Origin of the sequence: Atlantibacter hermannii (assembly GCF_009907385.1) — a bacterium.
In the GTDB taxonomy this organism is placed as follows: domain Bacteria; phylum Pseudomonadota; class Gammaproteobacteria; order Enterobacterales; family Enterobacteriaceae; genus Atlantibacter; species Atlantibacter hermannii_A.
The window spans coordinates 14,167-27,282 of the sequence record NZ_JAAATR010000042.1 but is presented as its reverse complement, the minus strand read 5'-3'; the positions used below and the strand labels follow the sequence as shown (position 1 = coordinate 27,282).

Annotated in this window: 13 protein-coding genes; 8 read left to right on the top strand and 5 right to left on the bottom strand. The window is 56.5% G+C overall.

Features of this window, described 5'->3' with window-relative positions; translation table 11 throughout:
• The first annotated feature begins 29 nt into the window (after window positions 1–29).
• The 3 genes from gsiB to gsiD are packed head-to-tail and all read left to right on the top strand — an operon-like array spanning window position 30 to window position 3,448.
• A complete protein-coding gene (gene gsiB / locus GV764_RS11970; RefSeq protein WP_161660349.1) occupies window positions 30–1,568 on the top strand; it encodes a glutathione ABC transporter substrate-binding protein GsiB in 1,539 nt (512 codons plus the stop codon).
• A 45-nt stretch (window positions 1,569–1,613) separates the two neighbouring features.
• Window positions 1,614–2,534 (top strand): glutathione ABC transporter permease GsiC, encoded by a 921-nt coding sequence (gsiC, locus tag GV764_RS11965; RefSeq protein ID WP_161660348.1) that lies wholly within the window; start codon window positions 1,614–1,616, stop codon window positions 2,532–2,534.
• 2 nt (window positions 2,535–2,536) lie between these two features.
• Window positions 2,537–3,448 carry a glutathione ABC transporter permease GsiD gene (gene gsiD, locus GV764_RS11960; protein ID WP_161660347.1) on the top strand — a complete coding sequence of 304 codons (912 nt, stop codon included), beginning with the start codon at window positions 2,537–2,539 and terminating at the stop codon, window positions 3,446–3,448.
• Window positions 3,449–3,490: 42 nt separating this feature from the next.
• Here gsiD and rimO read toward each other — a convergent pair whose 3' ends face one another.
• Complete coding sequence (gene rimO / locus GV764_RS11955; protein WP_161660346.1) at window positions 3,491–4,816, bottom strand: 30S ribosomal protein S12 methylthiotransferase RimO; 1,326 nt, start codon at window positions 4,814–4,816, stop codon at window positions 3,491–3,493.
• A 194-nt stretch (window positions 4,817–5,010) separates the two neighbouring features.
• Here rimO and GV764_RS11950 point away from each other — a divergent pair, with 194 nt between their 5' ends.
• On the top strand, window positions 5,011–5,211 hold the full coding sequence (locus tag GV764_RS11950) for a hypothetical protein (RefSeq protein WP_161660345.1): 201 nt from the start codon (window positions 5,011–5,013) through the stop codon (window positions 5,209–5,211).
• On the opposite strand, the gene GV764_RS11945 is transcribed toward GV764_RS11950, so the two are convergent.
• Window positions 5,208–6,203: a LysR family transcriptional regulator gene (locus GV764_RS11945; RefSeq protein ID WP_236651870.1), complete on the bottom strand. Its 996-nt coding sequence runs from the start codon at window positions 6,201–6,203 to the stop codon at window positions 5,208–5,210. The genes GV764_RS11950 and GV764_RS11945 overlap by 4 nt on opposite strands.
• Window positions 6,204–6,405: 202 nt before the next feature.
• On the opposite strand from GV764_RS11945, the gene GV764_RS11940 reads away from it, so the two are divergent.
• Window positions 6,406–6,789, top strand: coding sequence for a biofilm formation regulator BssR (locus tag GV764_RS11940; protein ID WP_161660344.1), 384 nt, complete (start codon window positions 6,406–6,408; stop codon window positions 6,787–6,789).
• Between the two features lie 101 nt (window positions 6,790–6,890).
• The gene (locus tag GV764_RS11935) at window positions 6,891–8,000 is read left to right on the top strand and encodes a PQQ-dependent sugar dehydrogenase (RefSeq protein WP_161660343.1); all 1,110 of its coding nucleotides are present in this window, start codon (window positions 6,891–6,893) and stop codon (window positions 7,998–8,000) included.
• Here the strand turns inward: GV764_RS11935 and GV764_RS11930 are convergent, their stop codons facing one another.
• The gene (locus GV764_RS11930; RefSeq protein WP_161660342.1) at window positions 8,001–8,627 is read right to left on the bottom strand and encodes a glutathione S-transferase family protein; all 627 of its coding nucleotides are present in this window, start codon (window positions 8,625–8,627) and stop codon (window positions 8,001–8,003) included.
• A 259-nt stretch (window positions 8,628–8,886) separates the two neighbouring features.
• On the opposite strand from GV764_RS11930, the gene dacC reads away from it, so the two are divergent.
• Window positions 8,887–10,098 carry a serine-type D-Ala-D-Ala carboxypeptidase gene (gene dacC, locus GV764_RS11925; RefSeq protein WP_161660341.1) on the top strand — a complete coding sequence of 404 codons (1,212 nt, stop codon included), beginning with the start codon at window positions 8,887–8,889 and terminating at the stop codon, window positions 10,096–10,098.
• Between the two features lie 41 nt (window positions 10,099–10,139).
• Here the strand turns inward: dacC and deoR are convergent, their stop codons facing one another.
• Together deoR and ybjG are read right to left on the bottom strand one after the other, a co-directional pair.
• A complete protein-coding gene (gene deoR / locus GV764_RS11920; RefSeq protein ID WP_161660340.1) occupies window positions 10,140–10,904 on the bottom strand; it encodes a DNA-binding transcriptional repressor DeoR in 765 nt (254 codons plus the stop codon).
• Window positions 10,905–10,985: 81 nt separating this feature from the next.
• Window positions 10,986–11,594, bottom strand: a complete 609-nt coding sequence (ybjG, locus tag GV764_RS11915) for an undecaprenyl-diphosphate phosphatase (RefSeq protein WP_161660339.1) — start codon at window positions 11,592–11,594, stop codon at window positions 10,986–10,988.
• Window positions 11,595–11,876: 282 nt separating this feature from the next.
• Between ybjG and GV764_RS11910 the strand changes: the two genes are divergently transcribed.
• Window positions 11,877–13,112 (top strand): MFS transporter, encoded by a 1,236-nt coding sequence (locus tag GV764_RS11910; protein ID WP_161660338.1) that lies wholly within the window; start codon window positions 11,877–11,879, stop codon window positions 13,110–13,112.
• The last annotated feature ends 4 nt before the right edge of the window (window positions 13,113–13,116 follow it).

Sequence of the window (13,116 nt, the reverse complement as noted above, 5' to 3'; positions counted from 1 at the left end):
TAAAAATGCAGGGATAATGAGGAAATCACATGACACAATCCATCACCCGTAAGTTACTGGTCGCGGCCAGCATCAGCGCGGCGCTGTTCGCCGGTTCCGCCTTCGCGGCAAAGGATGTCACCGTGGCGGTGGCGTCGAACTTTACGACGCTCGACCCGTATGACGCCAACGACACCCTGTCCCAGCAGGTCGCCAAATCGTTTTATCAGGGGCTGTTTGGCCTGGATAAAGAGATGAAAGTGAAAAACGTGCTGGCGGAAAGCTACACCGTTTCCGATGACGGGCTGGTATACACCGTGAAACTGCGTCAGGGCGTAAAATTCCAGGACGGCACCGACTTCAACGCCGCTGCGGTGAAAGTGAACCTCGACCGTGCCAGCAATCCGGATAGCAAACTCAAGCGCTATAACCTGTACAAAAACATCGCCAGCACCGAGGCGGTGGACCCGTCTACCGTGAAGATCACCCTGAAGCAGCCGTTCTCGGCGTTTATCAATATCCTCGCCCACCCGGCGACGGCGATGATCTCCCCGGCGGCGCTGGAGAAATACGGCAAAGAGATCGGCTTTCATCCGGTGGGCACCGGGCCTTACGCGCTGGATACCTGGAACCAGACCGATTTCGTCAGGGTGAAGAAAAACGCCAGCTACTGGGAGCAGGGGCTGCCGAAGCTCGACAGCATCACCTGGCGTCCGGTGGTCGACAACAACACCCGCGCGGCGATGCTGCAAACCGGCGAGGCGCAGTTTGCCTTCCCGATCCCTTACGAGCAGGCCGCGGTGCTTCAGAAGAACGACAAACTGGATCTGGTGACCACGCCGTCTATCATGCAGCGCTACATCAGCATGAACGTCACCCAGAAGCCGTTCGACAACCCGAAAGTGCGTGAAGCCATTAACTACGCCATCAACCGCGATGCGCTGGTGAAAGTGGCCTTTGCCGGGTTCGCCACGCCGGCAACCGGCGTGGTGCCGCCCGCTATCGCCTTCGCCGAGCCGTTTAAAGCCTGGCCTTACGATCCGGCTAAAGCGCGCGCGCTTTTGAAAGAGGCGGGTTATCCGAACGGCTTTGAAACCACGCTGTGGTCGTCCCATAACCACAGCACCGCGCAAAAAGTGCTGCAGTTTACCCAGCAGCAACTGGCGCAGGTGGGCGTGAAGGTGAAACTCACCGCCATGGACGCCGGGCAGCGTGCGGCGGAAGTGGAGGGCAAAGGTCAGAAAGAGAGCGGCGTGAGAATGTTCTACACCGGCTGGTCGGCGTCAACCGGCGAGGCCGACTGGGCGTTGTCGCCGCTGTTCGCTTCCCAGAACTGGCCGCCGACGCTGTTCAATACCGCGTTCTACAGCAATCCGCAGGTGGATAAAGATCTCACCGAAGCGCTGAAAACCACCGACAACGCGCAGAAAGCGAGCCTGTATAAAAACGCCCAGGAAATCATCTGGAAAGAATCCCCGTGGGTACCGCTGGTGGTGGAAAAACTGGTTTCCGCGCACAGCAAATCCCTGAGCGGGTTTTACATGATGCCGGATACCGGCTTTAGTTTCGAAGAAGCGGATATTAAATAACGGCGCTCCCCCGGCAGCGGGGGAGACGCACGCTAAAGGATCGCGATGTTCAGTTATGTGGTGAAACGCCTGCTGGGACTCATCCCGACGCTGTTTATTGTGGCGGTGCTGGTGTTTTTATTTGTTCACCTGTTGCCCGGGGATCCGGCGCGGCTGATTGCCGGGCCGGAGGCTGACGCGCAGGTGATTGAGATGGTGCGCAGCCAGTTGGGTCTCGATAAGCCCTTGTGGTCGCAGTTTTTAAGCTATATGGGCAACGTGTTACAGGGTGATTTCGGCACCTCGCTGGTGTCACGCCGCCCGGTTTCCGGGGAGATCGCCAGCCGCTTTATGCCCACGCTCTGGTTAACCCTCGCCAGCATGGTCTGGGCGGTGCTGTTCGGCCTGGCGGCGGGCGTGATTGCGGCGGTATGGCGCAACCGCTGGCCGGATCGGTTGAGTATGACCCTGGCAGTATCCGGCATCTCCTTCCCGGCATTTGCCCTGGGGATGCTGTTGATGCAGGTCTTTTCCGTGGAGCTGGGCTGGTTGCCCACCGTCGGCGCGGACAGCTGGCAGCACTACATTCTGCCGTCCATCACCCTGGGCGCGGCGGTATCGGCGGTGATGGCGCGCTTTACCCGCGCGTCGTTTGTCGATGTGCTGGGGGAGGATTATATCCGTACCGCCAGGGCCAAAGGCGTGACCGAACGCTGGGTCGTGATGAAACACGCGCTGCGCAACGCCATGATCCCGGTCGTCACCATGATGGGCCTGCAGTTCGGCTTCCTGCTCGGCGGCTCAATAGTGGTGGAAAAAGTGTTCAACTGGCCGGGGCTGGGGCGCTTGCTGGTGGATTCGGTGGAAATGCGCGACTACCCGGTGATTCAGGCGGAGGTATTGCTGTTTTCGCTGGAATTTATTCTTATCAACTTAGTGGTGGACGTACTCTACGCTGCCATTAACCCGGCTATCAGGTACAAGTAAGGATGCGACTTTTTAACTGGCGCCGACAGGCGGTACTCAACGCGATGCCAGGGCTGCATCCTCATCAGGTGCGCACCCCGTGGTCGGAATTCTGGCGGCGGCTGAAGCGCCAGCCGGTGGCGATGATCGCCGGCGGCTTTGTGCTGTTGCTGATCCTGCTGGCGGTGGCAGCCCCCTGGCTGGCCCCGTTTGATGCGGAAAACTACTTCGATTATGACCGGCTCAACGACGGTCCGTCGCTGATGCACTGGTTCGGCGTGGACTCTCTGGGGCGCGATATTTTCAGCCGGGTACTGGTGGGCTCGCGTATTTCGCTGGCCGCCGGGGTGCTGGCGGTGCTGGTGGGCGCGGCCATTGGCACGGTGTTCGGCCTGCTGGCGGGTTATTACGAAGGCTGGTGGGATCGCATTATCATGCGCATCTGCGACGTGCTGTTCGCGTTTCCGGGCATTTTGCTGGCGATTGCCGTGGTGGCGGTGATGGGCAGCGGGATGACTAACGTGATTATCGCGGTGGCAATTTTCAGTATCCCGGCTTTTGCCCGCCTGGTGCGCGGCAATACGCTGGTGCTGAAGCAGCAAACCTTTATCGAATCGGCGCGCAGCATCGGGGCATCGGATTTCACCATCCTGTTCCGCCATATTCTGCCGGGTACGGTATCGTCGATCGTGGTCTATTTCACCATGCGTATCGGCACCTCGATTATCTCCGCCGCCAGCCTGTCGTTCCTCGGCTTAGGCGCGCAGCCGCCGACGCCGGAGTGGGGGGCGATGCTCAACGAGGCCCGCGCGGATATGGTGATTGCGCCGCACGTGGCGCTGTTCCCGAGCCTGGCGATTTTCCTGACGGTGCTGGCGTTTAATTTATTGGGCGACGGTTTGCGCGATGCGCTGGATCCGAAAATAAAAGGATAAAAAAAGGCTGCCAGTCGGCAGCCTTTTTCACAGCAAGCGCGCTTAAACGCGGCTGCCCCACAGATCGTACTCGTCGGCGTTTTCCACTTTCACGCGGATAATGTCGCCCGGCTTGACGCCGGTTTCGCCGTTCAGGTAGACCGCGCCGTCAATTTCCGGAGCGTCCGCCATGCTGCGGCCAATCGCGCCTTCTTCGTCCACCTCATCGATGATGACCAGGATTTCGCGACCCACTTTTTCCTGCAGGCGCTCGGCGGAAATCTGCTGCTGGAGCTGCATAAAGCGGTTCCAGCGCGCTTCCTTCACCTCTTCCGGGATCTGATCCGGCAATTCGTTAGCGCCAGCGCCTTCAACCGGGCTGTACTTAAAGCAGCCCACGCGGTCCAGGCGGGCTTCTTTCAGGAAGTCGAGCAGCATCTGGAAGTCTTCTTCGGTTTCGCCCGGGAAGCCGACGATAAAGGTCGAGCGCAGGGTTAATTCCGGGCAAATCTCGCGCCACTGCTTGATGCGCTGCAGCTGGCGATCCACTGAACCTGGACGTTTCATCAACTTCAGGATGCGCGGGCTGGCGTGCTGTAACGGGATGTCCAGATAAGGCAGCACTTTGCCTTCGGCCATCAGCGGGATCACATCGTCGACGTGCGGGTACGGGTATACGTAATGCAGACGCGTCCAGATTCCCAGTTTCGCCAGCTGTTCGCACAGGCCGACCATGCTGGTTTTCACCGGCTCGCCGTTGTGGAAGCCCATGCGGTGTTTCACATCGACGCCGTAAGCGGAGGTATCCTGGGAGATCACCAGAATTTCTTTCACGCCCGCGTCGGCCAGACGTTTGGCTTCTGACAGCACCTCGCCAATCGGGCGGCTCACCAGATCGCCGCGCATTGACGGGATAATGCAGAAGGTGCAGCGGTGGTTGCAGCCTTCGGAAATTTTCAGGTACGCGTAGTGGCGCGGGGTCAGCTTGACGCCCTGTTCCGGCACCAGGCTTAAAAACGGGTTGTGCTTCGGCTTCGGCACATAGTGATGCACATGTTCCAGCACCTGCTCGTAGCTGTGCGGCCCGGTGATTTCCAGCACCTTCGGATGCACTTCGCGGATTTGATCTTCTTTCGCGCCAAGGCAGCCGGTCACAATCACCTTGCCGTTCTCGTTTAACGCTTCGCCAATGGCCTCCAGCGACTCCTGCACCGCGCTGTCGATAAAGCCGCAGGTGTTGACGATCACCATATCGGCATTGTCGTAACTCGGCACCACGTCATACCCTTCGGTACGCAGTTCAGTCAGGATGCGTTCAGAGTCCACCAGGTTTTTCGGGCAGCCCAGGGAGACGAAGCCGATTTTCGGCTGGTGTGATACATTGCTCATAAGGTCAAAAAATAGTCAGTTATCGAATGGTCAGGGCAGGGATTGTACGGATTTCCTCGGGGAATTTATACACATCTGTACGTAAATTACGTCTTCATTAAGCCATACTCATCCCGGCTTTGCGTTTCACTAATGGGTTCAAAGGAGGTAACAGGATACTTTGTATTCAGCCACTCACTGTTACGAGGTATCCAATGAAAGATGTAGATTTGCTGGCGAAATTAGAAATGGCGAAAACGCTCCATGATCATGGTGTTGATTTGGTTCAGATCGCCACCGCCACCGGACTCACCCGACCGGAATTAATCGCGGCGCTTAAGATTATTTTCCGGGATGAGATTGATCATCGCCGTAAGCAGGTTTCACGTACCGGAGCGGTTGCCAGTCTGATTTAGTTGTGAATGTCTGTTAATAACCACTGGAGCATTTTGTTAGTTTCTTTACGGCAGGATGAAAAAATACTGAAGTGCGGTAATGCAAAAGGCGTTTCCAGTTTTTTTAGTTGATACATTTCGCGATAGGTTGAAAATAACTTTTCCGGGATGATCCCCAGGCAATTGGTTTTTGAAACGATTAACAGTAAAGAGGAAAATGAGGTGGTTAAAAGACACCGTTCACGCGATCTAAATTTTTTATCAACAATGCTTCGGTGATAAATAATTTTTTCGTTTTTAGTGTTGTAGCCAATCAGACTGGCATCTGTAAATAAGGCCTCAGTAATGGCATCGCCATAAAGCTCACTTTGTTGGGAGACAATCAGTACCAGTTTCATCTCAGCAACTTTCTGGCAGGTTATATTACTGCTCTCTACCGCAAACGTTGAAAACACGACGTCAGCCTGACGCATATTTAACAGTTCCGTGATGTTATGTTCATTTAAATCTGCGGTGCGATGCAACAGGCTGATGTCAGATTGCGACGTAATAATTTTTTCCGTTAATTCGGGGATGACCAGCGGTGATATATAGGGTTCAGTATAAAGCGTTAATCTTTTCTTTTTTACCTGCGCTGATAGAGGAAGTAAACTTGAGAGCGAATCTAAAACGGGGAGAATATTATCGTAAAGTTCATCCGCATAGACCGTGGGTAAAAGCGTATTCCCGCTGCGAACGAATAAATTATCGCCCATGAGTTCGCGTAATTTTTTCAACGACTGGCTGACGGCTGAAGCGGAAATGTCCAGCATATCTGCGGCCTTGCTAATGCTGCCCATACTGTAAATTAAACAGAAAATGGCCAGCAGGTTCAGATCTATTTTTGTTAATGCGCAGGTTTTTTCTGAAACTGAATTGGTGGACATGGATCCCTCAGAATCAATATGAATGTACCGCCTGGCCTGTTTTTCACCATAGCAGAGAAAACCGTTCCCGTTGGCGCGGGTGATCAAAACGGTTATCTCGCCTGAATAACCGACAATCTCATCCTTTCCTGGTATTGATCCGGTGCGCCTCTCCTGCCGCTTCGCTGGCGTTGTGTCAATGTAAATAATGTTAATGTGTGATGGAAAGTTGATTTAAAACATGTGAACGCTCAGAAATTAGCCATACTCTGTCTGTGCATGTTAGATGTCGCACAGGGAGGATACCGTTATGTCCGTTGCCAGACTCAAACACGATCTCTACCAGAAGCTGATCGTGGCCAGAAATGCACTTTCTGCGTACCTGAAGTTGAGAAAAGCGAAGGGATATATGTCGGTGGCTGAGAGCAATCATCTGCGCGATAATTTGTTTGCTTTATGCGCCTTCTGGCGGGAAAAACACCCGCGTTTGAAACTGGCGCTACGCGAAGATGAGCTGGCGGCATTGCACCGCGGGCTGGATGCGATATCCAGCGCGGCGGTGTGTTTAATGACCGGCAGCCACGATTGCCCGCTCTATATCACGGTAGATGCCGATAAGCTGGAGCGCGCCATTGCCACATTGAACCAGAGCATTCGTCAACTCACCCACTATCAGGCTCCCGCAGAGGCCTGAACCCGGGGGAGCGCTGCTCCCCCGATTTGTTAAAGGTTTTGTAAAATTCCCGCCCTTCGTCGGCGCGCTGGCTAACCTTATCGAAAACTGAGGAGAGAGCCATGAAACCGCGCGTGTCCATTGTTGCCGCCCTGTTGTTCGTCAGCGTTTCTGCCCAGGCGCAGGACGTCAATGTTGAAGTCCTGCAAAGCAAGCTCGATCATCCCTGGTCGCTGGCGTTTTTACCGGATAATCAGGGCATGCTGATCACGCTGCGTGACGGCCAGCTTAAACGCTGGCAGCCCGGCGAAGGGCTTTCTGACCCCATCGTCGGTGTGCCGGATGTCTGGGCTGAAGGGCAGGGCGGGCTGCTGGACGTGGTGCTGGCACCGGATTTTGCCCAAAGCCGCCGGGTGTGGCTGAGCTATTCCGAAGCGGGCAGCGACGGTAAAGCGGGCACTGCCGTGGGCTATGGCCGCCTGAGCGATGACGTTAAACGGCTGGAAAACTTCACCGTGGTGTTCCGCCAGCTTCCGAAGCTCTCTACCGGCAACCACTTCGGCGGGCGTATGGTGTTTGACGGCAAAGGCTATCTGTATATCGCGTTAGGCGAGAACAACCAGCGGCCCACCGCCCAGGATCTGGATAAGCATCAGGGCAAACTGATCCGTCTGACCGATCAGGGCAAGGTGCCTGACGATAACCCGTTTGTGAATCAGCCGGGCGCGAAACCGGAAATCTGGGCTTACGGCATCCGCAACCCGCAGGGGCTGGCGATGAACCCGTGGAGCAACGCGCTGTGGCTTAACGAACATGGCCCGCGCGGCGGCGATGAGATTAATATTCCCGAGCGCGGCAAAAACTACGGCTGGCCGCTCGCGACCTGGGGCATCAATTACAGCGGGTTAAAGATCCCGGAAGCCAAAGGCGGCAAAGTGGCGGGCACCGAGCAGCCGATTTTCTGGTGGGAGCACTCTCCGGCGCTGAGCAGTATGGCGTTCTATAACGCTGACACCTTCCCCCAGTGGAAAAACAAACTGTTTATCGGCGCGCTGAAAGATAAAAACCTGATCGAAATGACCGTCAATGGCAACAGCGTTAAAGAGGACGGGCGCTTGCTGGAGTCGCGGAAACAGCGTATCCGCGATGTGCGCGTCGGGCCGGATGGCTATTTATATGTGCTGACCGACGAATCCGACGGCCAGCTGTTGAAGGTGTCGCCGAAAAGCTAATCAGCTCACCGGGATCATCACGGTATGACGGAACGCCGGGCGCTCGCTGAGCTGCTGATACCAGCGCTGCAGATTGAGGCGCGGCGTGAGCTCAATATCGATATTCCACAGGTTATAGACATAGGGCGCAACGGCGATATCGCCTGGTCCGAACTGCTCCCCGGACAGCCACGGCAGATGGGCCAGTTCGGCATCCAGCATCCCTAACAGCTTATCGCACTGGGCGATGGCCTCATTGATTTGCGCCTGGTTGCGCTGCTCCGGCGGGGTTCTCACCAGGCCAAACAGCACCACGCGGTGCGCGGGCGGTAAGGTCGATGCTGCCCAGTCCATCCACTTTTCACCCTGGGCGCGTACCGCAGGCGAATCAAACCAGATGCGGTTTTGCCCGTACTGCGCAGCCAGGTAGCGCACAATCGTATTGGATTCCCACAGGGTAATGCCGGTTTCGTCGTCACGCAGGCAGGGGATCAGCCCGTTGGGGTTCATCGCCAGATATTCCGGCTCGTGATTAAGGCCAAACTGACCCCCCGCAGGAATGGCGTGATACGGCAGTTCAAGCTCTTCCAGACACCACCGGACTTTTTTGACATTCGTGGAATTCTCTCTGCCCCAAACGGTAATCATGGCTCGCTCCTTAGATGCGCAATTAAGTGTCAGCATCATACTCTGCCACGTTCGCCGCCGGCGTGAAACAACCCTGATAAATCTTCAACACCGGCTAAAAAAATCGCCGGCGCGGCGGCGGCGGCCCGTTAATTCGCATAAACTTTAAAAACTTTACCAACATAGTGTTTCTTTACGCGGATGAGTGCGGGACACTCACCGCTCATTGCGATGCATTTGATTTCACTTGTTTTGTTGAAAGGATACTCGGGTGGCACCTATGAACCAGAAAACGCAACTGACAACTCTGCGTGTATGGGCCGCAGGCTCTGCACTGTTATTGATTTCTTCCACGGCAGCGTATGCCGCAGAACAGGTTCAGACACCCGATGCGCCCCCGGTGGAAGCCAGGGCCTGGATCCTGATGGATTATGCCAGCGGCAAAGTGCTTGCCGAAGGCAACGCCGATGAAAAGCTCGACCCGGCCAGCCTGACCAAGCTGATGACCAGCTACGTGGTGGGCCAGGCGCTGAAGGCGCAAAAAATTCATCTAAACGATATGGTCACCGTGGGCAAAGACGCCTGGGCGACGGGCAACCCGGCGCTGCGTGGCTCCTCGCTGATGTTCCTGAAACCGGGCGATCAGGTCTCGGTGGCGGATCTCAACAAAGGCGTGATTATCCAGTCGGGCAACGACGCCAGCATCGCCATTGCCGATTATGTGGCCGGTAGCCAGGATTCATTCGTCAGCCTGATGAACAGCTATGCCGCCAAACTCGGCCTGACCAATACCACCTTTAAAACGGTACACGGGCTGGATGCGCCGGGCCAGTTCAGCACCGCGCGGGATATGGCGCTGCTGGGCAAGGCGCTGATCCACGATGTGCCGGAAGAGTACGCGATCCACAAAGAGAAAGAGTTCACGTTCAATAAGATCCGCCAGCCGAACCGCAACCGGCTGCTGTGGAGCACCACCATGAATGTTGACGGGATGAAAACCGGCACCACCGCCGGGGCCGGGTATAACCTGGTGGCTTCTGCAACCCAGGGCGATATGCGTTTAATTTCCGTGGTGCTGGGCGCGAAAACCGATGGCGTGCGCTTTCGCGAATCGGAAAAGCTGTTGACCTGGGGCTTTCGCTTCTTTGAAACCGTGACGCCGATTAAGCCGGACGCCGCTTTTGTTAACCAGCGCGTCTGGTTTGGCGATAAATCTGAGGTGAAGCTGGGCGCGGGGGAAGCGGGATCCGTGACTATCCCGAAAGGCCAGCTGAAAAATCTCAAGGCCACCTTTACCCTGACCGAGCCGCAGCTCACCGCGCCGCTGAAAAAAGGCCAGGTGGTCGGCAATATTGATTTCCAGCTCAATGGCAAATCGATTGAACAGCGTCCGCTGATCGTCATGGAAGCGGTAGAAGAGGGCGGTTTCTTTAGCCGGATGTGGGATTTCGTGTTGATGAAATTCCATCAGTGGTTTGGCGACTGGTTTTAACCCCTGAACGCTTCCCGCTTTCCGGCGGGAAGCCATTCTTGTTACCACACTAACGTGATATTTTTTTCCTGTGCGTAACGCACAAACTCATCATCCGGGCGGCTGTCGGTGATCAGCGTATCAAACGACGTCAGCGGGCCCATGCAGGCCGAACGCACTTTGCCGAACTTACTGGCATCCGCCACCAGCACATGACGCTGGGCCATCTCCAGCGCCCAGTGTTTCACCGGCAGCTCATCCAGATTAAAACAGGTCGCTCCGTGGCGGATATGGATGCCCGCTGCCGAAAAGAAAGCGATATCCGGGCACAAATTCCCCAGGGTTTCCTGGAAGTTCAGCGGCTTAAAAATGGCGTTGCTGGCGTGGAACTCTCCGCCGCACAGGATCACCCGGCACAGCGGTTTTTCCTGTAACGCCAGGAAAGTATTCAGCGAATAACAGACGCCGGTGAAGGGCAGATCGTCATCCAGCGCGTCGATAATCCACGGCGTGGTGGTGCCGCAGTCGAAAAACAGCGTGTGATGGGGGCGGACGAGATCCGCAGCGTGACGGGCGGCTTTGCGTTTTTCTTCTACCAGACGGGTTTTCTGGTCGCTCAGCAGATAGTGACTGACGGCAGAGCTACGCGGTTCCAGTACGATATAGCCGCCCAACAGCACCACCGGCGCGTTATTGCCGCTCAGGTCCCGGCGGATGGTCATTTCCGAGACGCCCAGCAGCGCCGCCGCTTCTTTGAGATGGAGTTTGTCGCTGCGCTTTAACGCCTGCAACAGCTGCCCGATTCGATCGCCACGCCGAGTTTCCATATCACCTCTGTTGTTGTGTTTACCCTGTCTGTGGGCCACGGCCTTCGCCGCCAGCGGGCAATTTTACGCGTCGATGCCGCGTTAGTCACGCACCCAACCTTTGCGGATGGGTAGCGCGAAGCAGATTCGATAAACGCGGCACAAAAATCGGTACAGCGCAGCGCCGCACAGGTTCCAGACGATTTGCGTCGTGAGGCAGGCCAGCAGGCCGACCAACAGGCCGCCCAGCATATCCAGCGGCCAGTGTACCCCAAGGTAAACCCGCGACCACGCCACGGCGCAGGCGATAATAAACAGCGCCGTACCTGACCACAGGCGATGCCAGAACAGAAACGCCAGCGCGAAGGTAAAAATCACCGTGCCGTGATCGCTGGGCCATGAATAGTCCGGCGCGTGATGCAGGAAGTTATAGCCGATCCCTTCAGCGAACGGGCGTTCATGGGGAAAGGCCTGACCCAGCACCCAGGACACCGACATGCTGATGGCGAGGGCGATGGCGGTGCGGATCACCAGATGACGTTGGTAATCGACCTGATGACGCGGCCCCCAGAGCCAGAGCGCCACAATCAGCACCGGCACGATATGAATTAAATCTTTGGCGATAAAAATCGCGGCCTGAATAAGCCAGGCGGGGGACGCCGGGGTGGCGTTAATCAGGTCAAACAGTGACAGGTTCAGGGTTTCCATCATAATCCAGTCCTTAGCGGTCCCACGATTGTCGCCAGGGTGCGGCGCGAAAGGGGATAAACATAAAAGCGCAGCGCCGGGCGGTAAAGGGGTATTGTCTTAGTTATCGGGATGTTGTGTAACAATAGATAACCCGACTCACCTGATTAGAAACCTGCAATTCTGAATAAAACCTTAACGCCACGCGAAAACGTGCGTTTTCCGGTCCTGTCGCGCACAATTCACTATCTGAATCGCCGCCGTTTCATTACACTCTGCGCGATTTTTAACGGATGACTTTCACGCATGCAAACAACGACTTCTTCAACCAAACGGCTGGGGCGGCAGGCGCTGCTGTTCCCGCTCTGTCTGGTGCTTTATGAATTCTCGACCTATATCGGCAACGATATGATCCAACCCGGCATGCTGACGGTAGTGGCGCAGTATCAGGCGGGCGTGGAGTGGGTGCCGACCTCGATGACCGCCTATCTGGCGGGCGGGATGTTTTTGCAATGGCTGCTGGGGCCGCTCTCCGACCGCGTGGGTCGCCGTCCCGTCATGCTGTGGGGCGTGGTGTGGTTTATCGTGACCTGCCTGGCGACGCTGCTGGCGCAAAATATCGAACAGTTTACTGTGCTGCGGTTTCTCCAGGGGATCAGCCTGTGCTTTATCGGCGCGGTGGGCTATGCGGCGATCCAGGAATCGTTTGAAGAGGCGGTGTGCATCAAAATTACCGCGCTGATGGCGAACGTGGCGCTGATTGCGCCGCTGCTCGGCCCGCTGGTGGGCGCGGCCTGGATCCACGTCGCGCCCTGGGAAATGATGTTTGTGCTGTTCGCGGTGCTGGCGGCAATCTCCTTTTTCGGGCTATGGCGCGCGATGCCGGAAACCGCCACCCGCCTCGGCGACACATTGTCGATGAAGGCGTTGGGGCGCGATTACCGTGAAGTGATGAAGAACGTGCGGTTTGTGGCGGGCGCGCTGTCGATCGGCTTTGTCAGCCTGCCGCTGCTGGCCTGGATAGCCCAGTCGCCGGTGCTGATCATCAGCGGTGAAAAGCTCAGCACTTACGAATATGGTCTGTTACAGGTGCCCATTTTCGGCGCGCTGATTATCGGCAACCTGGTGCTGGCGCGTTTAACCTCGCGCCGCACCGTGCGGGCGCTGATTATCATGGGCGGCTGGCCGATTATGCTTGGCCTGGCGGTGGCCGCGCTGGCGACGGTGGTGTCGTCCCACGCATACTTGTGGATGACCGCCGGGCTGAGTATTTACGCGTTCGGGATTGGCCTTGCCAACGCCGGGCTGGTGCGCCTGACGCTGTTCGCCAGCGACATGAGTAAAGGCACGGTTTCCGCCGCCATGGGGATGCTGCAAATGCTGATCTTTACCGTCGGGATTGAGCTCAGCAAACACGCCTGGCTGTTGGGCGGCAATGGCCTGTTCAGCCTGTTTAACCTCGCTAACGGGCTATTGTGGCTGGGGCTGATGGTGGTGTTCCTGAAGGATAAATCGGTAGGCAGCGGGTTACAGCCGCAGTAAAAAA